Below are 15,444 nucleotides of genomic sequence, written 5' to 3' on the forward strand. Positions count from 1 at the left end.
GTTATCACAACCGCAGCGTTTGTAACACGGACTTTGGTCCGACATCCCGGTCAGTCCAGCTTGGCATAAATCGCGCCCACCCCCTACGATCAATTGCGCGTCGCAACGAGATCCGACATGTCGCAGGAGCGTCTCGGTCCTTCCCATGGTTGATATGTGTTGTCTTCCGGTCGATATGACTTGTAGCGAGCAGCGCACCGGGCTGCCGCCTGTGCATTCGCTTTCATGCCGACGCGTTGATCGGATTCCGCGGTGATCCGCTGGAACGGCGGCGAGCACTCGCGGGTCTCGCCGCTATAGGATCGATAGGTGTTCGTTTCGGGATTGAAGGAGCGGTAGCGTTCCCCACACCAGGCAAGGTGTTCGGCCGAAAGTTTTGGCTGAGGCGGCGGAAGTTCGGTTGACGGGCGAGCGGCCTCCGATCTTGCCGCTGACATCATGATGGCCGGCGCCTCGGTGACATAGCTGGAATAGAGCGGCGGAATTCGCTCATAGCGCTGCTGCCGCGGGTCGATTTTCACTGGCGTCGTCGTCCATAGATCGCGTGCTGCGAGGTCGTTGAAGGTGTGTGGTTCGGACTCCGCCACGACGTGGGACGCGACAGATGCGGCAGCGATGCAGGCTCCGACAGAGCTGACAATGCCAAAGGCGAGGGATGCGATGGCGTTCATTGTCCCGAACCTTGCTGTTGCGCCTGGGGAACCCAGACGCGGCTGACAACTGCGCTCTCTCGGCCGCCGGTAGCGACAAGCACGGCGAGTATGCCGGCAATAGCCAGCATGATGGCGATCAGCGGCACGGCCAGACCACCGGATTTCTCTTCGGAATAGATCATGTTCCTCTCCTCAGGCCCGGCGGCGCAGGGCCGCCGGCTCGTTGCTTTGGCCGCACGACGACGCTGGCGTCCGTCGTGCGGCGGTTCTCGGGTCCTTAAAAGTTGATTTCCGGAAGGAAGGCGCGGCAGAGGCCGCGCAGAGGATCAGGTCACTTGATAACCTGGATCACCTTGCGGGACGACGGTTCGACGATGACGCGTTCATCGTTGACCACCGCGTAAGCATAGGTGGGGTCGTCCGGAATGGGCGTGACGACGACCGTCTCCGGCAGGGGTTGACCGACAACGACCTTTTCCTTCACGACCACGCGTGCCGAGGGCGCCGGGGCCTCGCGGACATAGGTGACGACCTTTGCCGGCGGCGGATCGATCGCCGTGCCGACGACTGCGCCGGCAACGCCGCCGACAGCAGCGCCAACGGGACCACCGACGATCGCTCCGGTGATTGCACCGCCGGCCGCACCATTGACGGTCGAGGATTGGGCGAATGCGACGCCCGACATGAGGGTCGCGGCAGTTGCTGCGCCGACGATAAGTTTGGAGAGCATGGTTTCCTCCTTCTGTTGGAGCGGCCTTCATGACCGCTGCCAAACCAACTGGCTGGAGGCGGGGTCGTTCCACGCCCCGGACCTCAGTCTGAGCGATCCCGGCCTTTGGTCCTAAACCCATTCCAACGTCCGTTGCCGACGCTATTTCAGAATCGAGAAGTAGCGTAATCGCGGGCATAGGCAGGAGATCGAAGGAGATGGCGCGATCCAACCGTCGGGAAGCCGGACGAAGGCGCCTGGCGATGCGCCTGCCGCAGATGCGGAAGCTGATCATGGAAGCGCGCGACCCGTGGCTGCTCGAGCTCTTCGAAGCCTATCAGATGGCAGTCGAAGCCCGCGACTCCGTTCGAAAGCGACGGTTCAATCCGAACCTGGTGCAAGAGTACGACGAGACCTGTTTGGTGATCGAGCGGCACGTCATTCGCGCGATAGAGGACCCCTCCTACGCAAACCCGCTAAAGTCCGATGAGCCGTCATATCCGGGCGGATAGATCTCTTGGACCGCCTGAGGAAGCGCCTGATCGAGACGACACCCTGCGCCACGCAGCATTATGATGCGCGGCCGGCGGCGATGAGCGCGCTCATGCGGCCGCTAGGACGGGCTCCGTAGCGCGATTGCACGCGCTCGGCTACCTGATCGACGATTTCCGACATACGTTCCGGCGCCCGCTGTTCGATTTCTCCCCTGAGCGGAGTGCCTTGGCAGAACGCCGCAGCCACGTCGCGCGCGGTGGCTGCGACGGATGTCAATTCGACCCGATCGCAGGACACCGCATCAAACCCCGCCGCAGTCAGTTGCGCCTTGAACAGATCGGGGTCGAAGTAGGAATATGGCAAGCGCCTGAAAAAATCCGGCGGATCTGACGGGAAGAACCTTCCCAGGCATTCATCCACACATCTTGCGAAATCGTTGGCCTCGAGTGAATCCCACGTCGAGAACAGAAAATGACCGCCGCTGCGCAACACTCTTTTAGCCTCGCCATAGGCCTTCGGCCTATCAGGAAAGAACATCACGCCGAACTGGCAGACGACGAGATCGAACATCGAGGGCGCAAATGGCAGATCTTGCGCATCGGCGTGCATCCAGTGGGTCCGCGACAGCGTCAGCGAAGATGCGCCGACGTCAATCATCGCCTGGCTGAGGTCGGTAGCAACGATCTCGGTTGCCGGATCAAGCCTCGCCCGTAGTGCGCGTGTCAAAGCGCCCGTCCCCGCAGCGACCTCGAGAACACTGCCTGGTTGCGACCGTTCGGCGACGATTGCCATTTCCGCTGCATAGGGTTCGAAGAGGATCGGCACGAGAAAGGTCTCGTATAGGTCGGCAACGCTTTCCGGAAAAAGTGCGAGAGATCCGGCGCCGGCGCCGCCTTCGATATCGACAGAAGCTGTCACTCGCAAACCTCCAGACCCGAGCCCATCGAGCCTGAAATATGCCTGAATCTGCGAATGTCCACGGGATCAGACCTTGGTCCCACCCTTCTCCGACCGAAGTCCCCAATGTGGAACGGGCACCGGTTCCGCTCCGTTTCGAACGATACCGAAGGAGATCCGAACATGTCCCAGACTAATAGATCCCGAATCAATGGCGCCTGCAGCGCGTCCGTTTTCGCTCTTGTTATCGTTCTGGCCGCCCTTCTCTACGTTTTCGGCGCAGCCATGTCGGGCGATAGCCTCCGGTTGACCCAGAGCATAGCGGGCGCCGAGATCTTCGATACGAGGAATGCACCCTGACACCGTTTGGAAAAACTCTAAAGAAGCGGTAGGTTATTCTGCAAGTCTCTCGCCGGTATCAAAATGAATTGGCTTCGCCGCTGGAATGCCCGCACCCTCGCCTCCCAGTTCTTCGTCGCGGGTGGGCTCATATCGATCGCCACCATGTTCTTGGTGGGCATTCTCGTCACCCACCTCATAGAGGAGGCAGTCATCCACAATTCCGGTGCTGCAACGGCACTATATGTGGACAGCGTCGTCGCGCCGCTGCTTCCCGACATGCAAAAGGAATCGCTGCTGGACGAAGGCAGTGCCCAGGCTCTCGACGAGACGCTCGGCCAGGGTGCGCTCGGCAGGCGTCTTGTTTCGTTCAAGCTGTGGCGAGGCGACGGCACCATCCTTTATTCGAACGAGAAGGAACTGGTGGGAAAGAAATTCCCGGTCAACGACAAACTCCGCAGCGCATTCGCAGGGTCTCTGGTTGCGCGCTACGAGATCGCCAGCGATCCGGAAAGCAGCGAGGAGCGCGCACTCGGCAAGCCGCTCATGGAAATCTACAATCCTGTCCTCCAGCCTTGGTCCGGACAGGCGGTCGCCGTCCTTGAGTTCTACGAGACTGCAGAAGGACTGAGCGACAGTCTGGCGCATGCCAGGCTCCGGAGCTGGGGCGCCGTCGCCGCTCTCACGGCAATCTTTTTCCTTATTCTCTCCGCTCTGGTATTTCGGGGCAGTCGCACGATCGAGGCGCAACGCAAGGATCTCAAGGAACGGGTCAATGAACTGTCTGCGCTGCTTTCGGAAAATCGCGGGCTTCAGCGGCGGCTGCAGCGCGCCTCCCAGCGGGCGGCGGCGCTCAACGAAACATATCTGCGCAGCATCGGCGCCGATCTGCACGACGGTCCGGCCCAGCACATCGCCTATGCCTCATTGCGGCTGGACAGCGATTTGTTGATCAACGCTTCCACAGAGCCCGAAGCACGCGAGAAAGAGCTTTCCTGGATACGCTCGAGCCTCGCCGAGGCGATGACGGAGATCCGCAATATCTGTAGCGGGCTGGTGCTGCCGCAGATCGAGAAGTCCTCGATCACCGAGATCGTCATGCGGGTCGTCGAAGCGCATCAGCATAAGACAGAAACCAATGTCGAAACCGTCATCGACGAGGATGGACCTGAACTTGCTCCTGCCGTGAAGATCTGTATCTATCGCTTCGTCCAGGAAGCCTTGAACAACGCCTATCGCCACGGCGGCGGCGTTCAGCAGGCTGTCAGCGCCGTCTCGCACAAAGGCCATGTCCGTGTCGAGGTCAGCGATCGCGGCAATGGCTTCGATCCGACCGAGGTGAGGCCAGCGAGCCTCGGTCTTGTCGGACTTCGGGAACGCATCGACAGCCTCGGAGGATCCTTCGACATCAAGACAGGGGAAGGTGGGACGACCGTGACCATGACCTTCGAGCCTATGGAAGTGGGAGATTAGAGATGACATCAATCACCATCGGCGTCGTGGACGACCACCCGCTTTTTCGCGAGGGCGTCACGCGCAGCCTGTCGGAGATCAGCAGCTTTGTCGTCATTGGCGAAGGCGCCAGCAGCGATGACGCGGCGATGATCGCTTCGGACAACCGCCCCGACATTATGCTCCTCGATGTCTCGATGCCCGGCGGCGGGCTGTCTGCGATCAGCAACGTCCTGGAGCGGAGCCCGACGACGAAAGTGCTGATGTTGACGGTATCCGAGGAGGTGGACACCTTGCTTGACGCTCTGCAACGGGGCGCGATGGGTTATGTTCTGAAGGGTGTCGGCTCCCGCGGTCTCGCCGAAGCAATCCAAACCGTCCTCGGTGGAACGCGATATATCTCGCCAACCATGTCGGCAAAGGTCATGGAGAATTCACTGAATGGCGGAACGTCGGATAAAAGCAGTCTGACGCCACGGGAACGCGAGGTGATGGATCTTGTCGCTCAAGGCTTGTCAAACAAGCATATCGGCTTGCGTCTCGGCCTGCAGGAAAAGACCGTGAAACACCATATGACCCAGATTCTGAGCAAGCTCGGCGCCTCGAACAGGACGGAAGCGGCTCTGCAATGGCGCGAACTGCATTAAAACAAGATTCAGCTTTTAGCGAAAGAAACGGCTCAATCGGAGGGCATCGTTGGCCGTCGCCTGCCGGCTTACGATCGTCCGCCCTTTCGAGTCCTTCATGATGTAGCGGCCACTGCGCAGGCTTTCCGTGATGCCATTCGCGTGACGGACATTGATCGAGCCATCGGACGCTTCGGTCGCTTTCGTTCCCGATCCTCCCGACGCCCCTGTAGAAGAGGTATTTGAAGAGGAACTGGAAGAGGAAGAGGATCCAGAACCGCTACCGGAGTTGCCACCGCTATTGCCATTTCCCGAGCCATTGCCGCTGCCGCCACTATTCCCATTCCCTCCCCCGTTGCCATTGCCGCTGTTGCCGTTCCCTCCCCCATTGCCGTTACCGCCGCCATTGCCGTTGTTGCCGTCTTTTGCCTGTGCGCGTTCCACCTCCAGACCAGGAAGGAAACCGTCGAGATTCAAAGTGGCTGGCGATGCGGCAGCGACCAGGGCGATGGCCGCGCTGCCGCCCAATCTCAGAAAATCGCGTTTCCGGATATTCATGCAATAGCCTCGTTCGGCGGTTCTTCGCCGTTTTCCATACAATATATGCCATATGGCGCATGAGATTTCTCGCTTTTCCCAATGCAGAATGCAACCGACCTAGGTAGTAGGCACTGGCAAGACTTTGGTCCGACTGATTGATTGTGACCCTCGTCGTCCAGAAAAGTCCGAGCGATTGCGCGCGCCGGCATTGCTCGTTTCGCGCGTCGCTGTTGCTCTGTGAGGCGCGGAAGCATTTCTATGGAACTTCTCCGCTCGTCGTCGCTTTGTTTGTCGAAGTGCAACAGAGGAAACCCCGATGGCAAACCCGAACGAATCCCCCGCAGTCCAATCCATGCGAAAAGAACAGGCAGAGCAGCGGAAGCAGTCCCGAAAGGGCGAACTCGACAGCGCAATCGAGGACACTTTTCCGGCCTCCGACCCGGTGTCAGCCACCCACACCTCAATTCCTGCCGGGCGCAGCGACGTCGAGGCCGCCGAGCGCGTGAAGCGAGAGCCCGATCCCACCAAACTCGACGAGGCGTTTCCGCTCGCGGATCAAGCTCTGCGCTCGACCGGCGAATTCGCCCGTTCCTCCGAAGGATTTGATGCCGATCACGAGAAGATGCGCGCGCTTCAGAAAGAAGCCGGTCGGATAGCGGAGTCGGCTTCGGAGCTGGCTTCCGGGACAGCCCGCCTGGCAAAGGCGGAAGCAAGCAGCTTCGTCCACGACCTCGAGGATCGGATACGCCGGCAGCCGCTGACAGCAGTTGCGATCGTCGCCGGCATCGCCTTCGTCTTCGGTGCGACGCGTTGAGGCGCCAGCCATGGCCGGCAAGACATTCCGAGGAGGAAATTCAAGAGCGTTTCTAGAGCATGTCCGGCGGGGGCTCGGCTTCCGGGAGTATGATGAAAATCGCAACCTACAACGTCAATGGGATCAATGGACGGCTGGACATCCTGCTGCGCTGGCTCAAGGAGGACGCGCCTGATGTGGTGTGCCTCCAGGAACTGAAGACAGACGACGCGGGGTTTCCGCGAAGGGAGATCGAAAGGGCCGGCTACGGCGCCGTCTGGCACGGACAGCGATCCTGGAACGGGGTAGCCATCCTGGCCAAGGGCAAGACACCGATCCTGACGCGGCGCGGACTTCCCGGCGATCCCGATGATAGCCACAGCCGCTATATCGAAGCTGTCGTCGACGGCATCGTGATCGGGTGCCTGTATCTTCCGAACGGAAATCCGTTCCCGGGCGTCAAGTTCGAGTACAAACTCCGGTGGTTCCGTCGCCTGCACGAATACGCCGCCGAACTCCTCGAGCTCGAGGTGCCTTCGATCCTGGCCGGCGACTTCAACGTCATGCCGACGGAGATCGACGTCTATAAGCCGGAACGCTGGCTGGACGATGCCCTCTTCAGACCGGAAGTGCGCAAGGCCTATTCGCAACTCGTCGGCCAGGGCTGGACCGACGCCATCAGGCATCTGCATCCGGGCGAGCGCATCTACACCTTCTGGAAATATTGGCGAAACAGCTTCGAACGTGACGCGGGGCTTCGGATCGATCACTTCCTGCTCAGTCCGGCCGTCGCGCCATGGCTTCGATCGGCGACGGTCAGGAGAAAACCGCGCGGCTGGGAACATACGAGCGACCACGCGCCCGTCATAATCGAGCTCGACATTTCCGAAGCTGGAGCCGACCTATGAGCCTGGGCCACCGCCGGCCGACCAGCGAGGGAACCCGTCATGTCGCCGAGCGTTAGCGTGCAAAGCGCCGATGCGGAGAATCGTTTTCCTGCATCGCAATTCCCCAACCTGAGGTGACCGCTATGGACGAAAGCAAGAACTACCTCAACACCGATGAGATCCAGGCCGACGACCAAATGTCGCCGAAGCCTATCGAAGGCAAGAATCCGCCAAGGCGAATGCGCAGAAGCGAGGAAGCCATTGCCGAAGGCTCTGACGACACCGAGCGAGTTCGTGTTCCGCCCGCGGTTGCGAATCCTGATTGATCAGCCGATCTGGCGTCCCCTCATTCGTCCGACCTCAGTCGTAGATGCGGCCCGTCAACCAGGATGGCCAGTCCCGCTCGAAGAAGGACTTGGCGCTTTCATCGAAACTACGGTTCGCCCGCGTTGAAAGCCTTATCTCATCACCATCGAGACGAACGACGATCTGCTCCTTGCGATGCGATTCGCGTTCTTTCCGGAAGCGATAATCCGGCAATGGACCTGAGCGCGCGAGCGGCGTGGATTCGCCCGCTATATCGCATATCGCTCGCGCCCCACGGCTGCCGCCGCCACCGCGAATGAAGAAATCAAGAGCGCTGAGCACGGCTTCCGAGGCGAGCGCCATATGCCGCCATTGCACGCCTCGGACCGCCTCCGCTGCGCGACCATAGGCGACGCCGTTGGCGCGGATGTCCACATTCAGTTTGCGCGCTTCGATCAAGGCTCGGGCCACATTCTGCTGATCGCAGAGGATGCCAGCCTTCTCGCTCATTCGCGCCTGCACCTCCGAGCGGATCGATTTGACGGTGAGCGGGCTCTCGGTGCGAAGGGCGGCAAGGAGATCGGAGATGCCTGTCTCTGCCGTACCGGTTATATCCCCTGAAGCTGCCCGCTTCGCCCTGCCGCTCGCGCTGATGTGCTCGGCCGCGCGGGTGCCGAAGACCTGCCCGGCATTGAGCGCTGCCCCACCCGGCCGCGTCACCCCATGGGTGCCCGCGGCCTCCCCGACCGCGTAACAGCCGCCGAGATTGCTGCGGCCCCAGGTGTCGACCATGATGCCGCCGTTCATATGCTGGTTGTTGACCGCAAATTCGAGCGGCTCTTCGGCAATATCGATCTTGTAGCGGCGGTAGAGTTCGATCGCGAGCGGGTTCATATGCTTCAATCGATCGATCGGCATGTCCTGGTCGGCGCCGGCCTTGCCGAGATAGGCGCTAACGTCTTCATCCAGTCTTTCCAGGCTGAACGGCAGATCGCCGGGTACGGATAGCGGATTACGGTTGAAGTCCATAAAGACGCGCCGGCCGGCGGCGGTTTCGCCGGAGATGGCGAGATCGACCAGGCTCGAGCCGAAATCGAGCATGCGCGTCGCATGAAAGGGCCACTGATAGCCCTTGCGGAAGACGTTCGACGCCAGCTCCCGCGTGCTGCGGTAGTATTCTGCCAGGAAGTGGTGCTCGACGCCTTCGCGATCGAGCGAGTAGATATGCGGGATCGCCTGGACATAGGTGCCCGACAGGTTCCATGGGAAGCCTTCCCTGCGCGTTCCGATGCCGAACTGGCTTTCGGTCAGGTTGACGAGTTCGACGCCGGCTTCCAGCGCCAATCCAAGAGAGCCGAAGCAGCCATTGGGATAAACGCTGTCGCGATAGAGTTCGCCCGGCCCGCCGGCGGCGAGCACGATCACGCTGCTGACGAACAGCGCGATACCCAGCGGATTCTGCTCTGTACGGTCGCTGGCGCGCATGACAAGCATGCCGACGACATGACGGTCAGCCCCCTCGCCCCCAGTGAGGATCTTGACCGCCGTGGTCTGGTTGTAAAACGGCACGCCCAGTCGGATCGCCTCCTCGGCCAGCACCTTGACCATCAGGCGCGAGGTGCGCGGGCCGCAGCTGGTGGCGCGCCCGACCTCATCATGATCGGTCTGATATCTCAGCGTTCCCCCAAGCGGATCCTGGGGCAGCGGCAGGCCCAAGAACTGGAGCGACGCCATCATCCGCGACGAGCCCACCGCCTCGACGTAGGCCGTGTCCTCGTCCATCGCGCCGCCGCTGCGGATGGATCGGGCCATCGCCTTGTAATTGTCGCCCTGATCCGCCGTATTCGCAGTGTGCAGGGTCTGCTTGTCCGATCCCGAACAGGCCGAGGTTCCACCCCACGCGCTTTGGCTGACGATAACGACGTCATCGCCGCGCCGCTTCAATTCCACCGCCGCCCGCAGACCTGCCGCGCCGGATCCGACGACGATGCAGCCGGCCCGATAGACCGGCACCTCGACGCCGGCGAGCCGGACCGTTTCCGAAGGAGCGGCCTCGGGTGGCAGCCGCGGCATGTCGACATCGGTCAGCGCGTCGAGAATTTCCTGCGGAACGTCCATGGTCATTGGCGTTCAGCCAGCGGGATGTCGACCCAGCGCCTCTGCCGGGAAGACTCCATGCATGCGTCGACGATCTGGCAGATGTGGTGACCGGTCTCGAATGTCGGCCACATCGGCCTGTTGGCAACGATCGAGCGGATCACCTCGGCCACTTCGATGATCTTGCTTTCATTATAGCCTAATCCGAAATTCGGCAGCGGGAGAAAAGCCCGGAAGGTCGAATTTTCAGGTCCCACGTCGATCTCCCGGAAGCCGCGCCGCCCCGTCCGGTCGTCGTTGGAGTAGAAGCGCAGCCGGTTTATCTCGTCATAGTTAAAGGCGATGCTGCCTTTCGTTCCGTAGATTTCATAGGTCTGCATGAACTTGCGGCCGGTCGCCACACGGCTGAAATCGACGATCCCGCCGGCGCCGTTCTCGAACCGGCACAGCAGGTTTGTTGCATCGGGGTTGGTAATCTCAGCCCAGGACTCGTTGCCGGTCAGTTTCACCTGCTCGCCATAGGTTAGGCCCTCGACGACGGGCCGGCGCGGCGTCACGATCAGATTGTCGGCGATCAAGCAACTGACGCGACCGACCAGGAAATCCATGAAACTGAAGATGTGCGAGCCGGTGTCGCCGACGATCCCGGTCGGTGCCAGCTTTCCATCGGCCCGCCACATGAACGGTGCATAGGGATCACCATAGATGTCGACGTGCTGGCAGCCGCGGAACAGCTTGATCTCGCCGATTTCGCCGGATTGAATGATGTCTTTCGCCAGATCATGGACCGGGTTTCGGGGAAAGGCGTGCCCGACGCGGGTGATGACACCCTTTTCCCTGGCGATGTCGGCCAGCTCCCGCGCTTCAGCGGCGGTGTTTGCCAATGGCTTCTCGCAGTAGACATGTTTGCCGGCCAGCAAAGCCGCCTTGGCCACCTCGTAGTGAAGATGGTCAGGCAGGCAGATATCGATCAGATCGACATCGGGATCAGCGACCGCCAGTTTCCAATCCCGAAGAATTTTTGCGCCCGGCGCTCGGTGGTCAATATCCTCGGCTGCCGTCGAGGGGCCTTCGACGAGAGCGACGACCCGCGCCGTTCCGTCCGACACTCCGAAGAAATGCGGAAAGGTCTGGTAGGCCATCGTGTGGACCTTCCCCATCCAGCCCGAGGCGCCAAGCACGGCCACTTTGACTTCAGACATTGTCGTCTCTCCTCTCGACGCGGCTCACCGGATTTCGGCGCGAGCCCGAGGCCGCGCATCGTTGCGTTCGTAGGCGAAAATGGTGGGGGCAAGTGCCGGCAAGCCCCGAATGAGGTCCGACCCTTTTTCACCGACCATGATCGTCGGGGCGTTGGTGTTGCACGACGGCACGCGCGGCATGACGGATGAATCGCATACCCTCAGGCCTTCGAGGCCATGGACCTTGAGATCGAGCCCGACAACCGCGTCAGGCCCCGTCCCCATCTTGCAGGTACCGACCGGATGATGATCGGTCTTTGCGTTGGCGCAGCCATAATCGAAGAGCTCTTCGTCGGTCATGACATTCGGTCCCGGAAGCCTTTCGGCCATGACATAGGGCTTCAGCGCCGCCTGCTGCATGATCTCGCGCGCGAGCTTGAGCCCCTCCAAAGACATCTTCCTGTCGTGAGGATCCGACCAGTAATTGGGGTCGATCAAGGGCGCGGCAGCCGGGTCGGCGGATGACAGACGGACCGTCCCGCGCGAGCGCGGATGCAGATAGGCAGAGTTGAGCGTCACACCTGCATTCTTGAGCCGCTCGACGCCCGCTTCGATGCCCGATCCCAGACCGAGGTGGAACTGGATATCAGGGGAACGCGCTTGCGGATCGGCGTACCAGAAACCGCCGGTCTCGAAGAGCGACGAGGCGACCGGACCGGTGCGGAACAGGACATACTGAAGCCCTGCCCAAAGCGTGCGGTGGATCTTTGCGACGCCGTCATAGGTGTGATCGCCGGTGCATTCGGATATGACGAAAAGATCCAGGTGATCCTGGAGGTTGCCGCCGACACCCGGCAGATCGTGAAGCACCTTGACGCCAACCGAGCGCAGATGGTCGGCCGGTCCGATGCCGGACTGCAGAAGCAGCTTCGGCGATCCGATAGCGCCGGAAGAAATCAGCACCTCGCGTTCGGCGCGGATGATCTCCTGGCCGCGCGCGGTCACGATCTCGACGCCTGTCGCACGGCCTCCCTCGACGATGATGCGCGCGACGCGAGCGCCGGTCCGGACCGTCAGGTTCTTGCGGTCCTTGATCGGCGAGAGATAGGCGAGCGAAGCCGACGACCGGCGGCGATTGCGCTGCGTCAGTTGGTAAAATCCCACGCCCGCCTGCTGGCGGCCGTTGAAATCGTGGTTGTAGGGAATGCCGAGTTCCTGCCCCGCACGGACATAGGCGTCGCAGATCGGCAGCGGCGCAGCCGGCATCGAGACCCCCAGCGGACCGCCATAGGCGTGGTAGTCGTCGGCGAAGCGCTGGTTGTCCTCCGCGCGTTTGAAATAGGGAAGGATCGAGCGGTAATCCCAGCCCTCGCAGCCGTCCTCCCGCGCCCAGAGGTCATAATCCGCAGCGTTGCCGCGGGTATAGAGCTGTGCGTTGATCGACGAGCCGCCACCGATGACTTTCGCCTGCGTATAACGCAGCACCCTGCCTTTCATGTGCTTCTGGGGAACGGTTTCCCATCCCCAGCTGGCGACGCCTTTGGTCATCTTGGCGAAGCCGGCCGGCATGTGAAACAGCGGATTCCAGTCGCCTCCACCCGCTTCGAGCAGGAGGACACTGACATCAGGATCTTCGCTCAGCCGGCTTGCCAGCACGCATCCTGCCGGACCGGCGCCGGTGATGATGTAATCGAATCCCATTTTACTGTCCTGTTGCATCCGGCCTGGCGACCGCCAGCGCCTCTGTCATGCCCGCAAAGTCCTTCGCCGCAATGTGATCCGCCACTCTCAGCGCCTGGGCGGCGACGGTGAGCGCAGGATTGACCGCCGCCGAGGTGGGGAGGAAACCGGCGTCGACGACGAAGAGGTTCTGGTGATCGTAGGAACGGCAGTACGGATCCAACGCCGCTGTCGCGGGATCGTTGCCGATGCGGATCGTTCCGCATTGATGGGAGGGCGTGCGTTTGTCGAAGGGCCGCGACAGCACGACCGGAAATCCGATCGATTTCAGGATGACCTTCAGCTTGGCGACAAGGGCAAGATGGGCGTCCCAGTTGCTTCGCTGCCATTGAAGAATGATCCGGTCTCCATCGACCATGACCCGGCTTTCGGGATTGGGCACGTCCTCGCTCATGGCATAGAAGTCGATGGCATGGGTTGTGATGAAGCGCAGAAGCCATTCCGGAGCCTGCGGCAGAGAGCCCTTGAGGACTTTCTCGGAAATGCGGCCCAGGAGCTGCACATTGCCGAGCGGTGGCCCTCCCTCACCGTCCGAGAGATAGAAGTCGTTAAAGGCAAACGTCTTCTGGTAGACAGCCGTGTTCCTGAATTTTGGCGAGAGGCCGATAACGGCCGACGCATTGTGGTTCATGAAGTTGCGGCCCACCTGGTCGGAAGAATTCGCCAGGCCGCTTGCGAAGCGGTCGTTTTTCGAGCGCAGCAAAAGCACGGAGGACTGGACCGCCCCGGCGGCGAGGATGACGATCTTCGCCGAAACGGTCAGCGTCTCACCGTTCTTGACATAGGTCACCCGGTCGATCCGGTTCCCCGCGCCCATGTCGAGCCTCGTCACGCGCGCATTGGTTTCGAGCCGGACGTTCTCGTGCTTCAGCGCCACCGCAAGGGCTGCAGTCTCGGCGTCCATCTTGCCGTCCCGTGAATTGGGATGCGCATCCCAAGGCGTGCGTGCCTTGGAGAGCCAGGCATCGAGATCCAGGCCGAGCGGCAGGGAAAACGGATGCAGGCCTTTCTTCTTGAGACGCGCCCTGACATCGGCGATCGGCGCCTCGTCAGGGACCGGCGGATAGTCGTAGGCAGCCGAATGATATGGTTCGGTGGGATCCTCGCCCAGACTGCCGCGAACCTGATACATCAGTTCCGCCCGGCAATACCACGGCTCCAGGGTTTCATAGGGAAACGGCCAGGCCGGCGACACACCTTCCCGGTGCTCGATGACGTCGAAATCCTGCTCGCGATAGCGCGACAAGACCGCGCCGTAAAACTTCGAATTCCCGCCGACATTGTAGTAGTTGCCGGGGTTGAATCCCTTGCCGTTCGCCTCGTACCAGGTTTCCTTCGGCCGAAAATGCCCGCGCTGGAAGATGGCGCGCTGGTCGCGATTGACCGGAAGATCGGCGATGTGATCGCCGGCCTCGAGGATCAATATCCGGGCGCCGGTCACCGCCAGGCCGGCGGCGACCGTGGAGCCGCCGACGCCTGAACCGATGATGACGATATCTGGTGAACCGCTCATATCAGCACCTGGCCATCACCCGATCCTCGCCTGGCTTTCTGGATCGAAGAAGACGGCCTTATCGAGATTGAAGGCCAGTCGGGTTGTCTGGCCCGGCGCGATACCGGCATCGGCGCGCAGGCGGGCGACGACGGATTTGCCGCCGAGCTTGGTGACGGCGAAAGTGTCGGAGCCGGCCGGTTCGACCACCTCGATCAGGCAGTCGCCCTCGCTCAGCATGCGCGCCTTGCGGTCGGCGCCGTCGGGATCGGTCAGCGCCTCGGGCCGGATGCCGAAGATCACCTGTCTGCCGGTATAGGTGGTCAGGCCATTGTTGCCAGCCATGACGGGCAGCTTGAGCGGGGCGGCATTCGGCCGCTCCAGCGAGACTTCGAGCCCACCGGCGCCGTTTTCGACGGTGGCGGTCAAGAGGTTCATCGCCGGCGATCCCATGAAGTCGGCGACGAAGATGTTGGAGGGGCTGTTATAGATCTCGGCCGGCGTGCCGAACTGCTGCAGCACGCCGTCCTTCAGCACGGCGATCTTGGTCGCCAGCGTCATCGCCTCGATCTGGTCATGGGTGACATAGACGAAGGTGGTGCCCATGCGCTGATGCAGCCGCTTGATCTCGGTGCGCATGTCGACGCGCAGCTTGGCATCGAGATTGGAGAGCGGTTCATCGAACAGGAAGACCTGCGGATTGCGGACCAAGGCTCTCCCCATGGCGACGCGCTGGCGCTGGCCGCCCGACAGCTGGCTCGGCTTGCGGTCGAGCAGATGGCCGATCTGCAGCATGTCGGAGACCTGCTTGATCGCCTTGGCACGCTCGTCCTTCGGCACGCCGCGGATCTCCATGCCGAAGGCGATGTTGCCCGCCACCGTCATGTTCGGATAGAGCGCATAGGACTGGAACACCATGGCGATGTCGCGCTTGGAGGGATGCAGGCCGCTGATGTCGCGCCCGTCGATCCTGATATCGCCCGAGGTGATCGTCTCCAGCCCGGCAATGGTGTTGAGCAGGGTGGACTTGCCGCAGCCGGACGGGCCGACCAGCACGAGAAAGCCGCCCTTGTCGAGTTCGAGGTCGATGCCCTTGAGAATGTCGACGGCGCCGAAGCGCTTTTTAAGACCGGAGATTTCGAGGAAGGCCATGGATTACCCTTTGACAGCGCCCGCCATCAGACCGCGCACGAAGTAGCGGCCGGCGAGGATATAGACGATGAGCGTCGGCACGGCG

Annotated in this window: 16 protein-coding genes; 6 read left to right on the forward strand and 10 right to left on the reverse strand. The window is 61.6% G+C overall.

Annotated elements, in window-relative coordinates:
• Positions 1-89: 89 nt before the first annotated feature.
• From ACMUVN_RS08615 to ACMUVN_RS08625, 3 genes are all read right to left on the reverse strand, one after another.
• On the reverse strand, positions 90-671 hold the full coding sequence (locus ACMUVN_RS08615; RefSeq protein WP_414814997.1) for a BA14K family protein: 582 nt from the start codon (positions 669-671) through the stop codon (positions 90-92).
• Positions 668-835, reverse strand: coding sequence for a hypothetical protein (locus ACMUVN_RS08620; RefSeq protein ID WP_183903534.1), 168 nt, complete (start codon positions 833-835; stop codon positions 668-670). The genes ACMUVN_RS08615 and ACMUVN_RS08620 overlap by 4 nt, the downstream gene beginning before the upstream one ends.
• A gap of 149 nt (positions 836-984) precedes the next feature.
• Positions 985-1,383: a DUF1236 domain-containing protein gene (locus ACMUVN_RS08625; RefSeq protein WP_063475392.1), complete on the reverse strand. Its 399-nt coding sequence runs from the start codon at positions 1,381-1,383 to the stop codon at positions 985-987.
• A 197-nt stretch (positions 1,384-1,580) separates the two neighbouring features.
• Here ACMUVN_RS08625 and ACMUVN_RS08630 point away from each other — a divergent pair, with 197 nt between their 5' ends.
• Positions 1,581-1,874 carry a hypothetical protein gene (locus ACMUVN_RS08630; protein WP_414814998.1) on the forward strand — a complete coding sequence of 98 codons (294 nt, stop codon included), beginning with the start codon at positions 1,581-1,583 and terminating at the stop codon, positions 1,872-1,874.
• Between the two features lie 58 nt (positions 1,875-1,932).
• On the opposite strand, the gene ACMUVN_RS08635 is transcribed toward ACMUVN_RS08630, so the two are convergent.
• Positions 1,933-2,775, reverse strand: a complete 843-nt coding sequence (locus ACMUVN_RS08635; protein ID WP_414814999.1) for a class I SAM-dependent methyltransferase — start codon at positions 2,773-2,775, stop codon at positions 1,933-1,935.
• Between the two features lie 402 nt (positions 2,776-3,177).
• Here ACMUVN_RS08635 and ACMUVN_RS08640 point away from each other — a divergent pair, with 402 nt between their 5' ends.
• Positions 3,178-4,566, forward strand: coding sequence for a sensor histidine kinase (locus ACMUVN_RS08640; protein ID WP_097631453.1), 1,389 nt, complete (start codon positions 3,178-3,180; stop codon positions 4,564-4,566).
• A 2-nt stretch (positions 4,567-4,568) separates the two neighbouring features.
• On the forward strand, positions 4,569-5,192 hold the full coding sequence (locus ACMUVN_RS08645) for a response regulator (protein WP_047614536.1): 624 nt from the start codon (positions 4,569-4,571) through the stop codon (positions 5,190-5,192).
• A gap of 15 nt (positions 5,193-5,207) precedes the next feature.
• On the opposite strand, the gene ACMUVN_RS08650 is transcribed toward ACMUVN_RS08645, so the two are convergent.
• Entirely contained in the window at positions 5,208-5,729 is a 522-nt protein-coding gene (locus ACMUVN_RS08650; RefSeq protein WP_414815000.1) for a hypothetical protein, read from the reverse strand.
• 298 nt (positions 5,730-6,027) lie between these two features.
• On the opposite strand from ACMUVN_RS08650, the gene ACMUVN_RS08655 reads away from it, so the two are divergent.
• From ACMUVN_RS08655 to ACMUVN_RS08665, 3 genes are all read left to right on the forward strand, one after another.
• Positions 6,028-6,525 carry a hypothetical protein gene (locus tag ACMUVN_RS08655; RefSeq protein ID WP_097545176.1) on the forward strand — a complete coding sequence of 166 codons (498 nt, stop codon included), beginning with the start codon at positions 6,028-6,030 and terminating at the stop codon, positions 6,523-6,525.
• Between the two features lie 92 nt (positions 6,526-6,617).
• Complete coding sequence (gene xth / locus ACMUVN_RS08660; protein WP_414815016.1) at positions 6,618-7,412, forward strand: exodeoxyribonuclease III; 795 nt, start codon at positions 6,618-6,620, stop codon at positions 7,410-7,412.
• Positions 7,413-7,534: 122 nt separating this feature from the next.
• The gene (locus ACMUVN_RS08665) at positions 7,535-7,717 is read left to right on the forward strand and encodes a hypothetical protein (protein ID WP_097545174.1); all 183 of its coding nucleotides are present in this window, start codon (positions 7,535-7,537) and stop codon (positions 7,715-7,717) included.
• A gap of 34 nt (positions 7,718-7,751) precedes the next feature.
• On the opposite strand, the gene ACMUVN_RS08670 is transcribed toward ACMUVN_RS08665, so the two are convergent.
• From ACMUVN_RS08670 to ACMUVN_RS08690, 5 genes are read right to left on the reverse strand one after another with little or no spacing between them, the layout of a single operon-like run.
• Positions 7,752-9,821, reverse strand: coding sequence for an FAD-binding protein (locus tag ACMUVN_RS08670; protein ID WP_414815001.1), 2,070 nt, complete (start codon positions 9,819-9,821; stop codon positions 7,752-7,754).
• Positions 9,818-10,996, reverse strand: coding sequence for a Gfo/Idh/MocA family protein (locus tag ACMUVN_RS08675; RefSeq protein WP_183905261.1), 1,179 nt, complete (start codon positions 10,994-10,996; stop codon positions 9,818-9,820). Before ACMUVN_RS08675 ends, ACMUVN_RS08670 begins: the two co-directional genes overlap by 4 nt.
• A 24-nt stretch (positions 10,997-11,020) precedes the next feature.
• Positions 11,021-12,676, reverse strand: a complete 1,656-nt coding sequence (locus ACMUVN_RS08680; protein ID WP_168332928.1) for a GMC family oxidoreductase — start codon at positions 12,674-12,676, stop codon at positions 11,021-11,023.
• 1 nt (position 12,677) lies between these two features.
• Positions 12,678-14,228 (reverse strand): GMC oxidoreductase, encoded by a 1,551-nt coding sequence (locus tag ACMUVN_RS08685; RefSeq protein WP_414815002.1) that lies wholly within the window; start codon positions 14,226-14,228, stop codon positions 12,678-12,680.
• A gap of 15 nt (positions 14,229-14,243) precedes the next feature.
• On the reverse strand, positions 14,244-15,359 hold the full coding sequence (locus tag ACMUVN_RS08690) for an ABC transporter ATP-binding protein (protein WP_028757118.1): 1,116 nt from the start codon (positions 15,357-15,359) through the stop codon (positions 14,244-14,246).
• Positions 15,360-15,444 lie beyond the last annotated feature (85 nt).

Source organism: Rhizobium sp. IY2 (assembly GCF_047532935.1).
GTDB lineage: Bacteria > Pseudomonadota > Alphaproteobacteria > Rhizobiales > Rhizobiaceae > Rhizobium > Rhizobium anhuiense.

Excerpts from the sequence above, each read along its gene's own strand:
- ACMUVN_RS08615 (WP_414814997.1), bottom strand. The coding sequence starts at position 671 with ATGAACGCCATCGCATCCCTCGCCTTTGGCATTGTCAGCTCTGTCGGA.
- ACMUVN_RS08620 (WP_183903534.1), bottom strand. The coding sequence starts at position 835 with ATGATCTATTCCGAAGAGAAATCCGGTGGTCTGGCCGTGCCGCTGATC.
- ACMUVN_RS08625 (WP_063475392.1), bottom strand. The coding sequence starts at position 1,383 with ATGCTCTCCAAACTTATCGTCGGCGCAGCAACTGCCGCGACCCTCATG.
- ACMUVN_RS08630 (WP_414814998.1), top strand. The coding sequence starts at position 1,581 with ATGGCGCGATCCAACCGTCGGGAAGCCGGACGAAGGCGCCTGGCGATG.
- ACMUVN_RS08640 (WP_097631453.1), top strand. The coding sequence starts at position 3,178 with ATGAATTGGCTTCGCCGCTGGAATGCCCGCACCCTCGCCTCCCAGTTC.
- ACMUVN_RS08645 (WP_047614536.1), top strand. The coding sequence starts at position 4,569 with ATGACATCAATCACCATCGGCGTCGTGGACGACCACCCGCTTTTTCGC.
- ACMUVN_RS08650 (WP_414815000.1), bottom strand. The coding sequence starts at position 5,729 with ATGAATATCCGGAAACGCGATTTTCTGAGATTGGGCGGCAGCGCGGCC.
- ACMUVN_RS08655 (WP_097545176.1), top strand. The coding sequence starts at position 6,028 with ATGGCAAACCCGAACGAATCCCCCGCAGTCCAATCCATGCGAAAAGAA.
- xth (WP_414815016.1), top strand. The coding sequence starts at position 6,618 with ATGAAAATCGCAACCTACAACGTCAATGGGATCAATGGACGGCTGGAC.
- ACMUVN_RS08665 (WP_097545174.1), top strand. The coding sequence starts at position 7,535 with ATGGACGAAAGCAAGAACTACCTCAACACCGATGAGATCCAGGCCGAC.
- ACMUVN_RS08670 (WP_414815001.1), bottom strand. The coding sequence starts at position 9,821 with ATGACCATGGACGTTCCGCAGGAAATTCTCGACGCGCTGACCGATGTC.
- ACMUVN_RS08675 (WP_183905261.1), bottom strand. The coding sequence starts at position 10,996 with ATGTCTGAAGTCAAAGTGGCCGTGCTTGGCGCCTCGGGCTGGATGGGG.
- ACMUVN_RS08680 (WP_168332928.1), bottom strand. The coding sequence starts at position 12,676 with ATGGGATTCGATTACATCATCACCGGCGCCGGTCCGGCAGGATGCGTG.
- ACMUVN_RS08685 (WP_414815002.1), bottom strand. The coding sequence starts at position 14,228 with ATGAGCGGTTCACCAGATATCGTCATCATCGGTTCAGGCGTCGGCGGC.
- ACMUVN_RS08690 (WP_028757118.1), bottom strand. The coding sequence starts at position 15,359 with ATGGCCTTCCTCGAAATCTCCGGTCTTAAAAAGCGCTTCGGCGCCGTC.